This window comes from Variovorax sp. GW823-FHT04F07 (genome assembly GCF_058795995.1).
On record NZ_JBXAIG010000001.1, the window covers coordinates 1,216,605 to 1,234,409 of the forward strand.

The following is a 17,805-nucleotide window of genomic DNA, read 5'->3' on the forward strand; positions in this document are numbered from 1 at the left end:
CTGTGTCAGTTCGATGCGGCGGCCAGAGCCTGGTCGAGGTCGGCGATCAGGTCGTCGATGTGCTCGATGCCCACCGACAGGCGCACGGTGTCTTCCGTGACGCCGGCCCGGGCCAGTTCTTCAGGCGACAGCTGCCGGTGCGTGGTCGATGCGGGGTGCGTGGCCAGCGAGCGCACGTCGCCGATGTTCACGAGGCGGGTGAAGAGCTTCAGCGCGTCGAGGAACTTCGCCCCACCCTCGCGACCCGCGCCGATGCCGAAGGTCAGCACGCCGCTGGACTTGCCGCCGAAGTACTTCTTCGCCAGCGGGTAGTCGGCATGGTCTTCGAGCGCGGCGTAGTTCACCCAGTTGACGGCCTTGCTCTGCTTCAGGTGCTGCGCCACCGCCAGCGCGTTGCTGCTGATGCGGTCCATGCGCAGCGCCAGCGTCTCGATGCCCTGCAGGATCAGGAAGGCGTTGAACGGCGAGATGGCCGCGCCCGTGTTGCGCAGCGGCACCACGCGCGCACGGCCGATGTAGGCGGCCGGGCCCAGCGCCTCGGTGTAGACCACGCCGTGGTAGCTCACGTCGGGTTCGTTCAGGCGCTTGAAGCGCTGCTTGTGCTCGGCCCACGGGAACTTGCCCGAATCGACGATGGCACCACCGATGCTGGTGCCGTGGCCGCCCAGGTACTTGGTGAGCGAGTGCACCACGATGTCGGCGCCGTGCTCGATGGGCCGGCTCAGGTACGGCGAGGGCACGGTGTTGTCGACGATGAGCGGTACGCCGTGGCGGTGCGCGATCTCGGCGATGGCCGCGATGTCGGTCACGTTGCCCGCCGGGTTGCCCAGTGACTCGACGAACACCGCCTTGGTGCGCTCGTCGAACAGCTTTTCGAAACTGCTCGGGTCGCGGTGGTCCGCGAAGCGTGTGGTGATGCCGAACTGCGGCAACGTGTGGGCGAACAGGTTGTATGTGCCGCCGTAGAGCGCCGTGCTGCTGATGATGTTGTCACCGGCCTCGGCGATGGTCTGGATCGCGTAGGTCACGGCCGCCTGGCCCGAGGCCAGCGCCAGCGCCGCAATGCCGCCTTCGAGCGCGGCCACGCGCTGTTCCAGCACGTCCTGCGTCGGGTTGTTGATGCGGGTGTAGATGTTGCCCGGCACCTTCAGGTCGAACAGGTCGGCGCCGTGCTGCGCGCTGTCGAAGGCGTAGGCGACGGTCTGGTAGATCGGCGGCGCGACCGCGCGGGTGGTCGGGTCGGGCGAGTAGCCGGCGTGGACCGACAGGGTTTCGAATTTCCAGTTCTGCGACATGCGACTGCCTTTCAAAGGGGGAATGGATGAAACGACTCAGATCGCCCAGCGCAGGGCGTGGGCCTGGGGCGTGAGCCAGCGGGCATCGGTGCTTTCCACATCGGTCTCTTCGGACTTCTGCAGCACCCGGTCGAGGATTCGTTTTTCGATCGCGGCAAAGGCGGGGTCGCCCTGCGAGCGCGGGCGGGCCAGCGCGATGTTCTCGTCGAGCGCGATGCGGCCGTCCTCGATGAGGATCACGCGGTCGGCCAGGGCCACGGCTTCCTGCACGTCGTGCGTCACCAGCAGCGCGGTGAAGCGGTGGCGCTGCCACAGGTTCTCGATGAGGCGGTGCATCTCGATGCGCGTGAGCGCGTCGAGCGCGCCCAGCGGCTCGTCGAGCAGCAGCAGGCGCGGGTGGTGCACCAGCGCACGGGCCAAAGCCACGCGCTGGCGCTGCCCGCCCGACAGGCGCGCCGGCCATTCGTTCTCGCGATCGGCCAGGCCGACCTGCGCGAGCACTTCCTTGCCGCGCGCCTTGGCATCGTTGGGCAGGCCCAGCGTCACGTTGTCGAGCACGCGGCGCCAGGGCAGGAGGCGCGCCTCCTGGAACATGATGCGCGTGTCGTCGTGCAGGCCGCTCACGGCCTTGCCGTCGGTGTACAGGCCACCGGAAGTGGCTTCTTCGAGGCCTGCGATGAGCCGCAGCAGCGTGCTCTTGCCGCAGCCGCTGCGCCCGACGATGGCGATGAACTGGCCCGGCTCGATGGTCAGCTGCGTGTTGCGCAGCACCTCGCGCGCGCCATAACGCTTGTGCAGGCCGCGCGCCTCGAGGCGCACGCCACCGGCGATGGCTTGGGGTTGGATGTCTTTGAGAACGGCACTCATGAGTTCAGGCCCCGGGGTTGAACAGCGCCACCTTCAGCGCATCGATTTTTCTGGGCAGCAGCTTCTCGGCGAAGAAGGCATCGGCGATGCGCTGCTGCTCGGCCAGCCCGCCGGCCACCACCGGCCGCACCGCGTAGCTGCGGCGGCTGTTGGCCTGCTCGATGGTCGGGGCGTCGAGCCCCCACACGGGCGCGAGCAAGGCCGCGGCTTCCTTCGGGTGCTGCTTGACCCACTTGCCGGTCTTCTCGAGTTCGGCGTAGACCACGCGCAGCACGTCGGGCCGCGCCTTCGCGAACTTGGTGCTTGCCAGGTAGTAGCGCTGGTACGACGCGATGCCCGTGCCGTCGGCCAGGATGCGCACCTTCGACTGGCGCTGAGCCGCGGCCAGGAACGGGTCCCACACGACCCAGGCGTCGATGGCGCCCTTCTCGAAGGCGGCGCGGCCGTCGGCCGGTGTGAGGTAGGCGGGCTCGATGTCCTTGAACGACAGGCCGGCCTTTTCGAGCGCGGCGATCAGCAGGTAGTGCGCGCCGGCCGCTTTCGCAAACCCGACCTTCCTGCCCTTGAGATCGGCCACGGTCTTGAGCGGCGACTCGTCACGCACGACGATGGCCTGCGCGGCGGGCGACGGCGCTTCCTGCGCCAGAAAGGTCAGGTCGGCGCCGGCCGCTTGTGCGAACACGGGCACGGTGTCGGCGACGTCGGCGCTGATGTCCAGGTTGTCGAGGTTCAGCGCCTCGAGCAGCGGCAGGCCGCTGGTGAACTCGTGCCAGCTCAGCGAAACATTGAGCGGCGCGAGCTGCTTCTCGAGCGTGCCCTGCACCTTCAACAATGCGATCAGCGTGGATGATTTCTGGTAGCCGAAGCGCACGGTAGCGGGCCGTTGCTGCTGTGCCAGCACGGCACCTGCGCTGAGCGCACCCAGCGTCGCAATGGCGGTACGGCGATTGATGATTTGGTTCATGTGCCCTGCCCTCACTTCGCCGGCTTCTTCTGGTAGCCCGGGTGCCAGCGCAGCCACCACTGCTCCAGGCCGCGTGCGAACAGGTCGGCCAGCTTGCCGAGCAGCGCGTACAGCAGGATGCCCACCAGCACGATGTCGGTCTGCAGGAACTCGCGGGCGTTCATCGTGAGGTAGCCGATGCCGGCCTGCGCCGAGATGGTCTCGGCCACGATGAGGATCACCCACATCAGGCCCAGCGAGAAACGCAGCCCCACCAGGATCGACGACAGCGCGCCCGGCAGGATCACCTCGCGGTACAGCTGCCAGCGCGACAGGCCGTAGGTGCGCCCCATCTCGATGAGCTGCGGGTCGACGTTGCGGATGCCGTGGAAGGTGTTCAGGTAGATCGGGAAGAACACCGACACCGAGATCAGGAAGAGCTTGGCCGATTCGTCGATGCCGAACCACAGGATCACCAGCGGAATCAGCGCCAGCGCCGGGATGTTGCGCACCATCTGGATGGTGGAGTCGAGCAGCGTCTCGAAGAACTTCACCGAGCCCGTGAGCAGGCCCAGCGCCAACCCCGCGCCGCCGCCGATGGCCAGCCCCGCGAGCGCGCGGCCCGCACTCACCTTCACGTGCGTCCAGAGCTCGCCGGACACGGTGAGCGACCACGCGGCCTTGACCACGTCGAGCGGCGCCGGCAGCACGCGCGTCGAGAGCCAGCCCAGCGAGGAGGCGATCTGCCAGACGACGATCAGCCCCACGGGCACCAGCCACGGGATGAGCCGCTTCGCGACATTGAGGCCGAAGCCTCGCAGCGCGCTGCCTGCATCGCCTGCGGCGGTCGATGCCGGCGCCACCGCCGGCAGTTCCTGTACTTGTTCGGTCATGCGTGTCCTCAGCTTTGGGAGACGAGGCGCGAGGGCGCGTCGAGGTTGGCGACGACTTCGCCGAAGGGGCCACTCAGCGAGCCGCCCGCGAGTTGCGTCTTCGCCTTGCGCGAGAGCAGCGGGAACACCAGCTCGGCGAAGCGGTAGGCCTCTTCGAGGTGCGGGTAGCCCGAGAAGATGAACTTGTCGATGCCCAGTGCGGCGTACTCCTCGATGCGCGCTGCCACGGTCTTGGCGTCGCCGACCAGCGCCGTGCCCGCACCGCCGCGCACCAGGCCCACGCCGGCCCACAGGTTGGGCGCAATCTCCAGGTCGGCGCGCCCGCGCTTGGCACCGCCGGCATGCAGCGCGGCCATGCGGCGCTGGCCCTCGGAATCCATGCGCGCAAAGGCGGCCTGGGCGCGCGCGACGGTCTCGTCGTCGACGCGGCTGATGAGTTCTTCAGCGGCCTTCCAGGCCGCGTCTTCGGTCTCGCGCACGATCACGTGCAGACGGATGCCGAACTGCACGCTGCGGCCCTGGCGTTCGGCGCGGGCGCGCACGTCGGCGATCTTTTTCGACACCTCCGCGGGCGGCTCGCCCCAGCTCAGGTAGGCATCGACCTGCTCGGCCGCGAGGTCATGCGCCGCCGCAGAAGAGCCGCCGAACCACACGGGCGGATAGGGCTTTTGCACCGGCGGGAACAGCAGCCGCGCGCCCTTCACGCTCAGGTGCTTGCCTTCGTAGTCGTAGGTGCCGGTCTCGTGGCTGCGCGCGATGATCTCGCGCCAGATGCGGATGAACTCGGCCGACTGCTCGTAGCGCGCCGCATGGTCGAGGTACACGCCGTCGCCTTCCAGCTCGGCCTGGTCGCCGCCGGTGACGAGGTTCACGAGCAGGCGCCCGCCCGAGAGCCGGTCGAAGGTCGCGGCCATGCGCGCGGCCAGGCTGGGCTGGTGCAGGCCGGGGCGCACCGCCACCAGAAACTTGAGCTTCTTCGTCGCGCCGATCAGGCTGGACGCGATCACCCACGGGTCTTCGCAGGAGCGGCCGGTGGGAATCAGCACGCCTTCATAGCCGAGGTGGTCGGCCGCGCCGGCGATCTGTTGCAGGTACGGCAGATCGACGGCGCGCGCGCCTTCGCTCGTGCCAAGGTAACGGCTGTCGCCGTGCGTGGGGAGGAACCAGAAGATCTGCATCGAAAACTCTCGATCGTTCGTTAGCTTGCCCGTTCAGACGGCAAGAAGAAAAGGAAGGCGGCGCGCCGCGGACACGACACCCCAGGCGCGCGCCGTGATGGCCAGCACCTGGCCGGCGCGTTCGTGCAGCGCAGTCGACAACACGGCGGTCATCACGCGATCCCCGCGCCGGCGGCTTCGAGCACGTTGATCTTTCTGGGGATCAGCTTGAGCGCGAAGAAGGTGTCGGCGATCTGCTGCTGCTCGGCCAGGATGGCCTTGGTGATCGGGCCCGTGCCGTAGGCGGTGCGGCCCTGCGACAGGTCGGCCACGGCCTTGGGCAGGCCCCAGATGGCCGACAGCTCGGTCGCCAGTTCGTTGCGGTGGGCGGCGCCCCACTGGTCGATCTTGTTGACCTCTTCGATCGCAACGGCCAGCACGTCGGCGTTCTTCGCCACGTAGTCGAGCGACGAGAAGTAGTAGGCGCGGTTGCCGACCACGCCCACGGCGTCGGCCAGGATGCGCGCGTCGAGCGACTGCTGCGCGGCGGCCAGGAACGGGTCCCAGATCACCCAGGCGTCGACCGAGCCCTTTTCGAAGGCGGCGCGCGCATCGGCCGGCGGCAGGTAGACCAGGTTCAGGTCGCTGTACGCCAGGCCATGCTTCTCGAACAGCTTGACGATGAAGTAGTGGACGTTCGAGCCCTTGTTGAGCGCGATCTTCTTGCCCTTGAGGTCGGCCACGGTCTGGATGGCCGAGCCCTTGGGCACCAGCACCGCCTCGGTCTTCGGGCGCGGCACCGTGGCGCCCACGTAGGCCAGCGGCGCGCCGGCGGCCTGGGCGAAGATGGGCGGCGCTTCGCCCACGTCGCCGAAGTCGATCGAGCCGACGTTCAGCGCCTCGAGCTGCACCGGGCCGGCCGTGAACTCGGTCCACTTCACGGTGGCGCCCAGCGGCGCGAGCCGCTTCTCGAGCGTGCCGCGGGCCTTGAGCACGCTCAGGTAGCCCTTCTGGTGGCCGATGCGCAACTGGCGCGCGGGGCTCTGCGCCAGGGCGGCGAACGACGATGGCAGCGCGAGGGCGGCGGCCGCGCCCTGGAGCAGGCGGCGGCGGGGAATGGCAATGCGGGTCATGGAATGGGGTCCTTCGAATCTGTTCAGGGCTGGGCCGTGACGACCGCGTCGCTGACCTTGATGGGCTTGGGAATGAGCTTCAGCGCGTAGAAGGTGTCGGCGATCTGTTGCTGGTCGGCCGCGACGGCCGCGGTGATCGGCTTCACGTTGAACTCGTAGCGGCGCAGCGCCAGCTCGACCACGTCCACCGGCAGGCCCTGCAGCGGCGCGATCAGCTCGGCGGCCTGGCGCAGGTTCTTCTTGAGCCAGATGCCCTGCTCGACCGAATCGGCGAACAGCGCGTCGATCACCTGCGGGTGCTTCTTCACGAAGCCGCGCTCGCCGAGGTAGTACTGGTAGTTGTTGACCACGTCCGGCGCGCCATCGGCCAGCACGCGGGCGCCGGTGGCTTTCTCGGCGGCGGCCTGGAACGGGTCCCAGATCACCCAGGCGTCGACGTTCTTGCTCTCGAAAGCGGCGCGGCCATCGGCGGGCGCGAGGTACACGGGCTGGATGTCGGAGAGCTTCAGGCCGTTCTTCTCGAGCTGCTTCACGAGCAGGTAGTGCACGTTGCTGCCCTTGTTAAGCGCGACCTTCTTGCCCTTGAGGTCGGCCACGGAGCGAATGGGCGAATCCTTGGTGACCAGGATGGCCTCGGCGCGCGGCGCGGCCGGGTCGTAGCCGAAGTAGACGAACTTGGCCCCTGCGGCCTGCGCGAAGATGGGCGGCGCCTCGCCGACGTAGCCCACGTCGACCGCACCCACGTTCAGCCCTTCGAGCAGCTGCGGGCCGGCCGGGAACTCGACCCACTTCACGCCGAAGCCCAGCGGCGAGAGCTTCTTCTCGAGCGTGCCCTGCGCCTTCTGCAGCACGAACAGGCTGGCCGACTTCTGGTAGCCGATGCGCAGCTCGCTCTTGGCCTTCGTCTGCGTCTGGGCGTGTGCCGAAGCGGCGGAGATGAAGCTCACGATGAGCGCGATGGCGGTGACGACGATGGCGCTGATGGCCAGGTCGCGCAGCGCCTGCCAGAAGGAGCGCGGCGCGACTTCGAACACGGAGTCTTCGGGAGCGACGGGGTTCATGCGGAATTCCTTGGTGCAAAAACGTGAGGCAAAGCGATCCCCCGGCCGCGCGCAGGCGGCTTCAAAAAACGGGGAACGGAAAAAGGTCTGGCGGGGGCCGGGTTCAGCAGCGAACCCGGTCGTCAAACGCTACATCGCACACGGGAGAAAGGAACCGGCTCGAAGCCGTGCGTGGCCGGCAGCTTCAGGCCTTCGGTCGCGAGCACCTCGACGGCCTCGTTCAGACGCTCCGCCAGGTCGTGGTGCACCTGGTAGGCGTTCTCGGGCGTCAGCGCGATCTGCGAATCGCTCGCGTAGACGCCCGGCAGGATGTGGCGCGCCGACAGCGACTGCAGCACGGGGCGCAGTGCGTAGTCGAGTGCGAGCATGTGGTGCGGGCTGCCGCCGGTGGCCAGTGGCAGCACCGTCTTGCCCTTGAGTGCGTTCTGCGAGAGCAGGTCGAGAAAGACCTTCAGCACGCCGCTGTAGGCCGCCTTGTAGACCGGCGTGGCCACCACGATCACACGGGCCGCCGCCACCTGGGCAATGGCACGCTCGATGGCCGGATGCGCCCACTCGGCCAGCAGCAGCGCCTGCGCCGGCAGGTCGCGGATCGCGAGCCGCTCGATGCGCGCATGGCGTTGGGCCAGCCGCTCGCCCACCGCGTCGAGCAAGGCGGTGGAGCGGGACGGGGCCGAGGGGCTGCCAGCAATCAGGAGAACGGACACGAGAAACTTTCGTTGGGCTTCAGGAGAAATTCAGGGCGAAGCGATCCCCGGCGCCCTCCCACGGGGTGCCACCAGCGATCGATTCCGGAACAGCTGCGCTTACTTCTGCTTGGGCGCGTAAATCTGGTCGAAGGAGCCGCCGTCGGCGAAATGCTCCTTGTCGGCCTTCGCCCAGCCACCGAAGGCCTGGTCGATGGTCACCAGCGTGAGCTTGGGGAACTGCTTGTCGTACTTGGCCTTGGCCTTATCCGAGGTCGGGCGGTAGAAGTTGCGGCCGGCGATGTCCTGGCCTTCGTCGGAGTACAGGTACTTCAGGTACTCCTCGGCCACGGCGCGCGTGCCCTTCTTGTCGACCACCTTGTCGACCACCGCCACGCTGGGCTCGGCCAGGATGGAGATGGACGGCACGACGATCTCGAACTTCTCGGGGCCGAATTCCTTCAGCGCCAGGAAGGCTTCGTTTTCCCAGGCCAGCAGCACATCGCCCACGCCGCGCTGCACGAAGGTGATGGTCGAGCCGCGCGCGCCGGTGTCGAGCACGGGCACGTTCTTGTACAGGTTGCCGACGAATTCCTTGGCCTTCGCTTCACCGCCGTACTTGCGCTTGGCGAATTCCCAGGCGGCCAGGTAGTTCCAGCGGGCGCCGCCCGAGGTCTTGGGGTTGGGCGTGATCACCTGCACGCCGGGCTTGACCAGGTCGTCCCAGTCCTTCAGGCCCTTGGGGTTGCCCTTCTTCACCAGGAACACGATGGTCGAGGTGTAGGGGGCGGAGTTGTGCGGCAGGCGCTTTTGCCAGTCGGCCTTGACGAGGCCGCCATGCGTGGCCAGCGCGTCGATGTCGCCGCCCAGCGCCAGCGTGGCCACGTCGGAGTCGATGCCGTCGATGATCGAGCGCGCCTGCTTGCCCGAGCCGCCGTGCGACTGCTTGACGCTCACGTCCTGGCCGGTCTTGGCCTTCCAGTACTTGGCGAAGGCCTGGTTGTAGTCCACGTACAGCTCGCGGGTCGGGTCGTACGACACGTTCAGCAGCGTCACGGGGCCCTTGGCACCCGCCGCACCCTGCGAAAACGACGGCAATGCCGACAGGGCCAAGGCACCGGCCACGCCGGCACCCAGGGAAAGCTTGATAAAGTCGCGGCGAAGGCTCATGGTGTCTTGCTCTTAAAAAGGCATATCAATGAAGCCACGTATTCTGAATACGACATATAGGAACTGGAACGACCAAGTTTTCAGTTCTTAATAGCCAAATCAACTAAGCAACCGCTTTCCCCCACAAGAGGCAATCAAATGGCACGCATGGTTCAGTGCATCAAGCTCGGCAAAGAGGCCGAAGGACTCGACTTTCCGCCGTACCCCGGCGACCTGGGCAAGCGCCTGTGGGAAAACGTCAGCAAGGAAGCCTGGGCCGCCTGGCTCAAGCAACAGACCATGCTGGTCAATGAAAACCGGCTGAACCTGGCCGACCTGCGCGCCCGCCAGTACTTGGCGCGCCAGATGGAAAAGCACTTCTTCGGCGAAGGCGCCGACGTGGCGCAAGGCTACGTTCCCCCTCCTGCAGCTTGAGAAGGTGTGAACGAACCCGCCATGCCCGCTCATCCCGCCCAGACACGCCCCCTCTGCGTTGCAAATGCTCGCCATAGCCCGAGCTATGGCTGCGCTTTGCGCCTTGAGGGGACGCGCCTGAGCGGGCTGCTCGGCCACGCCGGATTCATTCACACCTTCTGAGTCCGTCTTGGCCGCCGACGGCACCCCGCTCGGTGCGCGCTCCGGCGACACCTCCCCCCTCGACAACGACACCTCGGCGCTTTCGCGCCGTGTGTTTTTGGACGGCTGCGGCCTGCCCGCCGCCTGGTCCGGGCGTCTGCAATGGCGGATTCTCGAAACCGGCTTCGGGCCGGGCCTTCATTTCCTGACAACCTGGCAGGCCTGGCGCGCCGACCCGCACCGGCCGCACCTGCTGCACTACGTCGCGGTCGACGCCCATCCGGCGCCGGTCGGCGATCTGCTGCGCGCGTCTGAAGCCGACCCGGCGCTCGCACCGCTCGCCGAGGAGCTGGTCCGCCAGTGGACCGGGCTGCTGCCGGGCTTTCACCGGCTGGCCTTCGACGACGGCCGCGTGCTGCTCACGCTGTGCGTGGGCGAGCTGCAGCCGATGCTGCGCGCCCAGCGCTTCGAGGCCGACAGCCTCTTCCTCGACGGTTTCGGCCCGGCGATGACCTTGCCCGATACGCTCAAGGCGGTGTCGCGCTTCGCCCGCCAGGGCACCGGCCTTGCGGCCCGCACCGACGACGACGGGGTGCGCCATGCGCTGGCGCAGAACGGCTTCCAGCTCGACCCGGGCCCCCGCAGCCTGCGTGGCACGTTCGCGCCCGCCTGGACCGTGCGGCGCCGCCAGCCGGTGCGCGAAGGCGTCGACGCGCCCGGCCACTGCGCGGTGATCGGCGCCGGGCTCGCGGGTGCGGCGGTCGCGGCCAGCCTCGCGCGGCGCGGTTGGCGGGTTACGGCGCTCGATGCGGCCGACATGCCGGCCTCCGGCGCGTCAGGCCTGCCGGTCGGGCTGCTGGCGCCGCATGTGTCGTCCGACGACGCCTTGCTGTCGCGGCTCACACGCGCCGGCATCCGCGCGACATGGGCCGAACTGGCACTGCGGCTCGACGCCGGCCGCGACTGGGGCGCACACGGCTCGCTCGAACGCCGCCCCGACGGCGACGTGCGCGTGCCGCCCGGCTGGAGCGCGGAGGGACCGAACGAATCCTGGCCCGCACAGCCCGACCAACTCGCAGCAGCCGGCCTGCCGCCCGACACGCCGGCGCTCTGGCATGCACGCGCGGCCTGGGTGCGGCCGCACCGGCTGATCTCCGCGTGGCTGGGCCGACCGGGCATCGAATTCCGGGGCAACTGCCACGTGGCGCGCCTCGCACGCACAGGCGCCGGATGGCAGCTGTTCGACGACGCCGGCACTTTGCTCGCCGAAGCCGACCGCGTCGTCGTGGCCGCAGGCTTCGAATCGCATCACTTCGCACCCGATCTGCCACTGCAACCCGTGCGCGGCCAGGTCGCCTGGGGCCGCGCGGACCCCGCCGCCCTGCCCGTCACCCCCATCAACGGCGACGGCCACCTGATCGCCGGCGTACCCGACGGCCAGACGCCGCAGCCGCTGTGGCTGATCGGCGCCACCTTCGACCGCGACAGCACCGACCTCGCCCCCACCGACGCAGACAGCCTCGCCAACCGCGAACGGCTCGCGCGCCTGCACCCCAGTGCCGCCGCGGCGCTGGCGCCCGCCTTCGAACGCGGAGACACCCACGCCTGGGTCGGCGTGCGCTGCGCCTCGGGCGACCGCCGGCCGCTGGTCGGCCCGCTGGCCCCGGGGGCCGACGAGGGCCTGTGGGCCTGCACCGCGCTGGGCTCGCGCGGCCTGAGCTTTGCCACCCTGTGCGCCGAGCTGCTGGCGGCGCAGTGGCATGGCGAACCGCTGCCCTTGCCCGCGACGCTCGCCAAGGCGCTGGGCACGCAGCGGCTCTGGCCCGGATCGGACTGAATCGGCCCGTACGGGCTTCCCGGCTCCCCGGCGCCACGCGCGCGCCGCACAATGCGCGCCATGGCCATCCAGTACGACATCACCCACACCACCGTCTACCGCTACAACAAGCCGGTGACCTTCGGCTTGCACCGCGTGATGTTCCGTCCGCGCGACAGCCACGACCTGCGGGTGCTCGCCACCGACCTGCAGGTGAGCCCGCAGGCCCTCACGCGGCTCATTCAAGACCCGTACTCGAACTCCGTCGCGCTGGTGCAGCCGCTGGGCGAAGCGACCGAGCTGCGCATCGTCTGCTCCTTCACCATCGAGCACGTGCCGCCGTCGCAGCGCGACCTGCTCACGCTCGACCCGTCGGCCGAGTTCCTGCCCTTTGCCTATTCGGTGCAGGAGCGCCTGGACCTGGAGCACTACCTGCGCCCGCACCACAACGACGACGCCAACGGCACGCTGATCCGCTGGGCGCACCAGTTCCTGCACACCGACCAGCCCAACAGCACGCGCGACGTGCTCACGCGCATGAACGCGCACATCGGCCAGAGCTTCGAATACAAGGCGCGCGACGAGGAAGGCACGCAGACGCCGCTGGAGACGCTGGCGCTGGGCAGCGGCAGCTGCCGCGACTACGCGCTGCTGATGATGGAAGCCACGCGCCGTCTCGGCATCGCGACGCGTTTTGTCTCGGGCTATCTCTACGACGCGTCGCTCGACAACGACGCCACCAGGCAGGCGCCCGGCGAATCGGTCACCGGCGCCGGCAGCACGCACGCCTGGCTGCAGGCCTACCTGCCCGGCGCGGGCTGGCTGGCCTTCGACCCGACCAACAACCTCATGGGCAGCGGCCAGCTGATCCGCGTGGGCGTGGCGCGCGACCCCGCGCTGGCGGCGCCCATCTCGGGCAGCTGGTACGGCGACGCCGAGGCCTACGAAGGCCTCGAGGCCACGGTGGTGGTGAAGCGGCGCAAGGGCGGCTGAGCCACCGCGCGATCAGCCTTGCTCAGCCGCGCGCAGCCAGCTTCGCTTCGAGCTCGGCGATGCGCGCCCTCGCCTCGTCGCCTTCAGGAATCGGCCGGCCGCTGTCGCGCCACTGCACCGCGCTCTTGAAGCCTTCGGCCTCTGCCTGGCGGCGGAACCACATGCCTTCGGGGTTGTGGCGCGTGATGCCGTCGAACACGGTGGCGAACATCTGGGTCTGCTCCAGCCCCATCGAATGCCAGACCTGGTTGACGACCATCTTGTGCATCATGAGGTGCGAACTGGGCACGCCCGCGATGCGCTGCGCGAGCGCCAGCGTGGCCTCGTCGAGCTGCGCCGCGGGCACCGCGAAGTTGGCCAGGCCCCAGTCGGCCGCCTGCGTGCCGGTGATGGTGTCGCCGGTGAACATGAGCTGCTTGGCGCGCAATGCGCCGAGGCGGTAGGTCCACATCGCGGTGGTCGGGCAGCCCCACACGCGCGTGGGCATGTAACCGATGCGCGCGTCGTCGGCCATGGTGAGCAGGTCGCAGCACAGCGCGATGTCGGAGCCGCCGGCCACCGCGTAGCCGTGCACCTTGGCGATGGTCGGCTTGCGGCAGCGCCACAGCGACATGAAGTCCTCGGTGTTGCGCTTCATGGCGGCGTAGTCGAGCATCGGGTCCCACGGCGTTTTCTCCTGCCGGCAGGGATGGTCGCCCTGGCCTTCGCGGCCTTGGCCTTCGGCGTAGTCGCCCAGGTCGTAGCCGGCGCAGAAGGCGCGGCCCGCGCCCTCGACCACGATCACATGCACCTCGTCGTCGGCCTCGGCCCATTCGACCGCGCGGCGGATGTCGGTCGGCGTGCTGTCGCCGATGGCGTTGAGCTTCTCGGGGCGGTTGAGCACGAGGCGCGCGATGCGCGGGTGCTGCGGGTCCTTGTCGATCAGGACGGTCTCGAAAGCGGGCATGGTCGGTGGTCTCCTTCTGTTCTTGGGGGGTGATGCCGCTTCGCTTGTAGCATCGCCCGCCGCCCGCTGGCAAACCCGCCGACCGCCGGGCTCAACGCCCCGTTGCACCCCCGAGCCGGAACAGGAACACCGCGCCCTTGCCCGGCTGCGGTACGAGCCGGATGTCGCTGCCGTGCAGCTGCAGGATGCGCTGCACGATCATCAGCCCCAGCCCGCCGCCGCGCGCACCGCCATCGGCAAAGGCCGGCCGCGTGAACAGCCCCTTCTGCAGCTCGCCCGGAATGCCGGGCCCGGTGTCGCTCACCTGCACCGCCACGCCGGCGTCGGACGGGCGCAGGCGCACCTCGATCTCGCCGCCGGCCGGTGTGTGACGGATGGCGTTGTCCAGCAGGTTGGTCAGCACGCGCTCGATCATGCCGAGGTCGGCCGACACCACGGGCAGGTTCGGCGCGATGTCGGGCTTGAGCTGCTGGCGCCGCGCCTCGGCCGCGAGTTCGAACTTCTGGAACACGTCCTGCACGAGGTCGGCGAGCGCGAAGTTCTCTTTCTCGGGCTTGACCACGCCGTACTCGAGCCGTGCCAGCTCGAACACCTCCTGCGCGAGCCGGCCCACCTTGCGGCTCTGGCCGAGCGCGATCTCCAGGTAGCGGCGGCGCTCTTCCTCGCTGAGCGTGCCGGCCTTGAGCAGCAGCGTCTCGAGGTAGCCGTGCAGCGAGGTGAGCGGCGTGCGCAGGTCGTGCGAGATGTTGGCGAAGAGCTCGCGACGCTGGCGGTCCTGCAGGCTCAGTTCGCGCCACTGCTCGGCGATGCGGCGCGTCATCTGCGCAAAGGCCTGCTGCAGCTGCGCGATCTCGTCGTCGGCGTGGCGCGCCGGCGCGGGCATGGGCACCTCGCGCTCCAGCGCCGCGATGCCCTCGGCCTCGAAGCGCCGCACCGCCGCCGTCAGCTCGCGCAGCGGCCGCGTGATGAGCCGGAACGCCACCAGCCCGGCGATGAGCCCCAGCAGCGCCACCAGCGCCATCGACCACAGCGTGGCGCGCAGCACGGTGTCGGTCGAGAGGTTGGCGGCCAGTGCGTCGTGGTCTTCGCCTTGCAGCACCACGTACACGTAGCCGGCATCGCGCCCGCCCATGCGCAGCGGCGCGGCGCTGAAGACCTTGGCGCCGTCGGGGCTGCGCGGGTCGTCGCCCGCGATGGGCAGGCGCTCGCCGGCCAGCAGCCGGCGGATGGGGCCGAGCGCCACCTTGTCGCGCTTGAGATGCCCGGGCGGCGCGGCCTGGGCCTCGATGCGGCCGTCAGGCCCCAGCACGTAGACCTCGACGCTGGGGTTGACGGTCATGAGCTTGTCGAACAGGTCTTTCACCGCCACCGGGTCGAGGCCGCCGGGTTTCATGAGTTCGGTGTTCTGTGCGATGTGGGCCGCGAGCCCCAGCGACAGCCGCTGCGTCACCTCTTGCGCGTGCTGCGCGCCCGCGCGCATCTGCAGCCACGCCGAGGCGCCGCAGCAGGCCAGCAGCAGCACCGCGAAGGCGATCGACAGGCGCCGCGACAGCGTGGCCCAAGCCATCGTCATTGAAGCACCCTTGGCGCTTCGCGCCTTCCCGCCAGGCGAGAGCGAGCTTGCTTGGGGCGGCCCGGCGCGGCGCTCATACGTCGCCCTTCGGTGCAGCATCGTCCGCCGCGAGCTTGTAGCCGCGCCCCCACACCGTGAGGATGCGCCGCGGCGCGGCCGGGTCGGCCTCGACCTTGGTGCGCAGCCGGTTGATGTGCGTGTTGACCGTGTGCTCGTAGCCGTCGTGCTGGTAGCCCCAGACCTGGTTGAGCAGGTCGAGCCGCGAGAACACCTTGCCGGGGTGGCGCGCGAAGAAGTACAGCAGGTCGAACTCGCGCGGCGTGAGCTCGATCGGCTTGCCGTCGACGCGCACCTCGCGCGCCAGCGGCTCGATGTCGAGGTTGCCCAGCGTGAGGCTGCCCGAATCGAGGCGAGCATTGCGCGCCAGCGCGTCGGTGCGCCGCAGCAGCGCCTTCACACGCGCCACCAGCTCCAGCACCGAGAAGGGCTTGGCCAGGTAGTCGTCGGCGCCCAGCTCCAGCCCGAGGATGCGGTGCACTTCGCTCGAGCGCGCGCTCACGATGATGATGGGCGTGTAGCGCGCCATGGCGCGGGCGCGACGGCAGATCTCGAGGCCGTCGATGCCGGGCAGCATGAGGTCGAGCACCAGCGCATCCCACTGGCCGCGCTCCAGCGCGCGCAGGCCGGCGTTGCCGTCGGCGGCGTGCTCGACCGCGTAGCCCTCGTCGCGCAGGTGCATGCGCAGCAGCTCGGCAATGTGGGCGTCGTCCTCGACGATCAGCACGCGTTTGGCGGTGTCCATGGCCGCGATTGTCCCGCGAGACGCCCCTCGGAGTTATCACGAATCTTTGAACTTTGCGTGATGAATCGGCGAGGGGGTGCGCCCAACAATCCGGGCCATGCAGACACGCTCCGCCCCCGACCACCGACCGATCCACCCGCCGTGGATGCGCGTCACGCACTGGCTCAATGCGCTGGCCGTGCTGGTGCTGGTGACCAGCGGCTGGCGCATCTACAACGCGGCGCCCTTCTTTGCCTTTCGCTTCCCGGCCTCGATCACGCTGGGCGGCTGGCTCGGCGGCGCGCTGCAGTGGCACTTCGCGGCGATGTGGCTGCTGGTGTTCAACGGGCTCGTCTACCTGGTGCTGAACCTTGCCAGCGGACGCTTCGCACGCAAGTTCTTCCCGCTCACGCCGGCCGGAATTTGGCGCGATGCGCGGGCCGCGCTCGGCGGCAGGCTCTCGCATGCCGACCCGCGCCACTACAACCATGTGCAAAAGCTCGCCTACCTGTTCGTGATCGTCGACCTCGTCGCGATCGTGCTGTCGGGGCTGGTGCTGTGGAAGTCGGTGCAGTTTCCGCTGCTGCGCGAGCTGCTGGGCGGCTACGAAGCCGCGCGCCGCGTCCACTTCGTGGCGATGGCCGCCCTGGTGGCTTTCGTTGCCGTGCACCTGGTGATGGTGGCGCTCGTGCCCCGCACCCTGCTCACCATGCTGCGCGGTCGCGCGCCCCACACCCCATGAGCCTCTTCTTCAAACGCCCGCCCCTGGTCGGTGTCGACGGCGACGCCGTGGTGCGCGAAGCCCGCACCCTCATCGAGCGCCAGCTCGACGCCCCCTCGCGTCGCCTGTTCCTGCGCCGTTCGCTGACGCTGGGCGGCCTGTCGATGCTCACCGGCTGCAGCATCAGCGACGACAGCCACGTGGAAGCGGCGCTCTCGAAGGTCTCGCGCTTCAACGACGAGGTGCAGGGCTGGCTCTTCAGCCCGACGCGGCTGGCGCCGACCTACACCGAAGCCGAGATCACGCGCCCCTTTCCGTTCAACGCCTACTACGGCGAGGACGAGGTCCGCGAGGTCGACGAAGCCACCTACCGCCTCGAAGTGAGCGGCATGGTCGCCGACAAGCGCCGCTGGACGCTCGCCGAACTGCGCGCCCTGCCGCAGCAGGACCAGATCACGCGCCACATCTGCGTCGAAGGCTGGAGCGCCATCGGCAAGTGGGGCGGCGTGCGTTTTGCCGATTTCCTGCGCCACGTCGGCGCGGACCTGAGCGCGAAGTACATCGGCTTCCAGTGCGCGGACGACTACCACACCAGCATCGACATGCCGACCGCGCTGCACCCGCAGACCCTGCTGACGCTGAGCTACGACGGCCAGCCGCTGCCGCCGAAGTACGGCTTCCCGATGAAGCTGCGCATGCCGACCAAGCTTGGCTACAAGAACCCCAAGCACATCCAGGCGATGTACGTGACCAACACCTATCCCGGTGGCTACTGGGAAGACCAGGGCTACAACTGGTTCGGAGGGAGCTGAGGGGCTGCCACAGCCGCTCGACTGCCGAAGAAAGCGCGAGGCCGAATTCCGACAGGGAACCAGGCCGATCTCGACAACAAAACCCAACCTCGACTCAGGAAGACCGACATGAACAAGCTCACCGCCACCCTCCTCGCCACCTGCATGGCCTTCGCCGGCGCCTCGGCCTTGGCCGCGGACGACATGGCCAAGGACGGCATGAAGAAGGACAGCATGGCCAAGGACGGGATGAAGAAAGACGCCATGGGCAAGGACGCCATGAAGAAGGACGGCATGGCCAAAGATGGCATGAAGAAAGATGCCATGGGCAAAGACGAAATGAAGAAGGACGCGATGGGCAAGGACGAGATGAAGAAGTAAGCCGCCGTCTGCCCGACCCCGCCGCCATTGACGGCCGGCGGGA

General features: G+C 68.9%; 18 protein-coding genes. 6 read left to right on the top strand and 12 right to left on the bottom strand.

All coding sequences use genetic code 11. From position 1 onward, the window contains the following. Positions 1 to 5: 5 nt before the first annotated feature. From AC1RAA_RS05750 to AC1RAA_RS05790, 9 genes are all read right to left on the bottom strand, one after another. Positions 6 to 1,295, bottom strand: coding sequence for an O-acetylhomoserine aminocarboxypropyltransferase/cysteine synthase family protein (locus AC1RAA_RS05750; protein WP_492727058.1), 1,290 nt, complete (start codon positions 1,293 to 1,295; stop codon positions 6 to 8). Between the two features lie 36 nt (positions 1,296 to 1,331). Then, positions 1,332 to 2,162, bottom strand: coding sequence for an ATP-binding cassette domain-containing protein (locus AC1RAA_RS05755; protein WP_492727061.1), 831 nt, complete (start codon positions 2,160 to 2,162; stop codon positions 1,332 to 1,334). 4 nt (positions 2,163 to 2,166) lie between these two features. Next, the gene (locus tag AC1RAA_RS05760; RefSeq protein ID WP_492727064.1) at positions 2,167 to 3,126 is read right to left on the bottom strand and encodes an aliphatic sulfonate ABC transporter substrate-binding protein; all 960 of its coding nucleotides are present in this window, start codon (positions 3,124 to 3,126) and stop codon (positions 2,167 to 2,169) included. A gap of 11 nt (positions 3,127 to 3,137) precedes the next feature. Then, positions 3,138 to 3,998, bottom strand: coding sequence for an aliphatic sulfonate ABC transporter permease SsuC (gene ssuC, locus AC1RAA_RS05765; protein ID WP_492727066.1), 861 nt, complete (start codon positions 3,996 to 3,998; stop codon positions 3,138 to 3,140). Positions 3,999 to 4,006: 8 nt separating this feature from the next. After that, complete coding sequence (gene ssuD / locus AC1RAA_RS05770; RefSeq protein ID WP_492727069.1) at positions 4,007 to 5,176, bottom strand: FMNH2-dependent alkanesulfonate monooxygenase; 1,170 nt, start codon at positions 5,174 to 5,176, stop codon at positions 4,007 to 4,009. Positions 5,177 to 5,328: 152 nt separating this feature from the next. After that, entirely contained in the window at positions 5,329 to 6,288 is a 960-nt protein-coding gene (locus tag AC1RAA_RS05775) for a sulfonate ABC transporter substrate-binding protein (protein WP_492676899.1), read from the bottom strand. Positions 6,289 to 6,311: 23 nt separating this feature from the next. Beyond that, entirely contained in the window at positions 6,312 to 7,349 is a 1,038-nt protein-coding gene (locus AC1RAA_RS05780) for a sulfonate ABC transporter substrate-binding protein (protein ID WP_492727071.1), read from the bottom strand. Positions 7,350 to 7,471: 122 nt separating this feature from the next. Further along, complete coding sequence (gene ssuE / locus AC1RAA_RS05785) at positions 7,472 to 8,056, bottom strand: NADPH-dependent FMN reductase (protein WP_070060842.1); 585 nt, start codon at positions 8,054 to 8,056, stop codon at positions 7,472 to 7,474. A 99-nt stretch (positions 8,057 to 8,155) separates the two neighbouring features. Then, complete coding sequence (locus tag AC1RAA_RS05790) at positions 8,156 to 9,205, bottom strand: sulfate ABC transporter substrate-binding protein (protein ID WP_095948675.1); 1,050 nt, start codon at positions 9,203 to 9,205, stop codon at positions 8,156 to 8,158. Between the two features lie 138 nt (positions 9,206 to 9,343). Here AC1RAA_RS05790 and AC1RAA_RS05795 point away from each other — a divergent pair, with 138 nt between their 5' ends. From AC1RAA_RS05795 to AC1RAA_RS05805, 3 genes are all read left to right on the top strand, one after another. Continuing rightward, positions 9,344 to 9,619 (top strand): oxidative damage protection protein, encoded by a 276-nt coding sequence (locus AC1RAA_RS05795; protein WP_013541095.1) that lies wholly within the window; start codon positions 9,344 to 9,346, stop codon positions 9,617 to 9,619. A gap of 169 nt (positions 9,620 to 9,788) precedes the next feature. Then, a complete protein-coding gene (gene mnmC1 / locus AC1RAA_RS05800; protein WP_492727073.1) occupies positions 9,789 to 11,597 on the top strand; it encodes an FAD-dependent 5-carboxymethylaminomethyl-2-thiouridine(34) oxidoreductase MnmC1 in 1,809 nt (602 codons plus the stop codon). Between the two features lie 60 nt (positions 11,598 to 11,657). Beyond that, positions 11,658 to 12,569, top strand: coding sequence for a transglutaminase family protein (locus AC1RAA_RS05805; RefSeq protein WP_492727075.1), 912 nt, complete (start codon positions 11,658 to 11,660; stop codon positions 12,567 to 12,569). Between the two features lie 22 nt (positions 12,570 to 12,591). On the opposite strand, the gene AC1RAA_RS05810 is transcribed toward AC1RAA_RS05805, so the two are convergent. From AC1RAA_RS05810 to AC1RAA_RS05820, 3 genes are all read right to left on the bottom strand, one after another. Next, a complete protein-coding gene (locus AC1RAA_RS05810; protein ID WP_369629010.1) occupies positions 12,592 to 13,515 on the bottom strand; it encodes a crotonase/enoyl-CoA hydratase family protein in 924 nt (307 codons plus the stop codon). 91 nt (positions 13,516 to 13,606) lie between these two features. After that, positions 13,607 to 15,082 (bottom strand): sensor histidine kinase, encoded by a 1,476-nt coding sequence (locus tag AC1RAA_RS05815; RefSeq protein ID WP_492728335.1) that lies wholly within the window; start codon positions 15,080 to 15,082, stop codon positions 13,607 to 13,609. A 79-nt stretch (positions 15,083 to 15,161) separates the two neighbouring features. Beyond that, positions 15,162 to 15,890, bottom strand: a complete 729-nt coding sequence (locus AC1RAA_RS05820; RefSeq protein WP_492727078.1) for a response regulator transcription factor — start codon at positions 15,888 to 15,890, stop codon at positions 15,162 to 15,164. Between the two features lie 97 nt (positions 15,891 to 15,987). Between AC1RAA_RS05820 and AC1RAA_RS05825 the strand changes: the two genes are divergently transcribed. The 3 genes from AC1RAA_RS05825 to AC1RAA_RS05835 all read left to right on the top strand — a co-directional run bounded on the left by AC1RAA_RS05825 (position 15,988) and on the right by AC1RAA_RS05835 (position 17,762). Further along, positions 15,988 to 16,611, top strand: coding sequence for a cytochrome b/b6 domain-containing protein (locus AC1RAA_RS05825; protein ID WP_492727080.1), 624 nt, complete (start codon positions 15,988 to 15,990; stop codon positions 16,609 to 16,611). Further along, positions 16,608 to 17,402 (top strand): molybdopterin-dependent oxidoreductase, encoded by a 795-nt coding sequence (locus AC1RAA_RS05830; RefSeq protein WP_492727082.1) that lies wholly within the window; start codon positions 16,608 to 16,610, stop codon positions 17,400 to 17,402. The genes AC1RAA_RS05825 and AC1RAA_RS05830 overlap by 4 nt, the downstream gene beginning before the upstream one ends. A gap of 108 nt (positions 17,403 to 17,510) precedes the next feature. Next, a complete protein-coding gene (locus tag AC1RAA_RS05835; RefSeq protein ID WP_159271664.1) occupies positions 17,511 to 17,762 on the top strand; it encodes a pentapeptide MXKDX repeat protein in 252 nt (83 codons plus the stop codon). Positions 17,763 to 17,805: the final 43 nt, after the last annotated feature.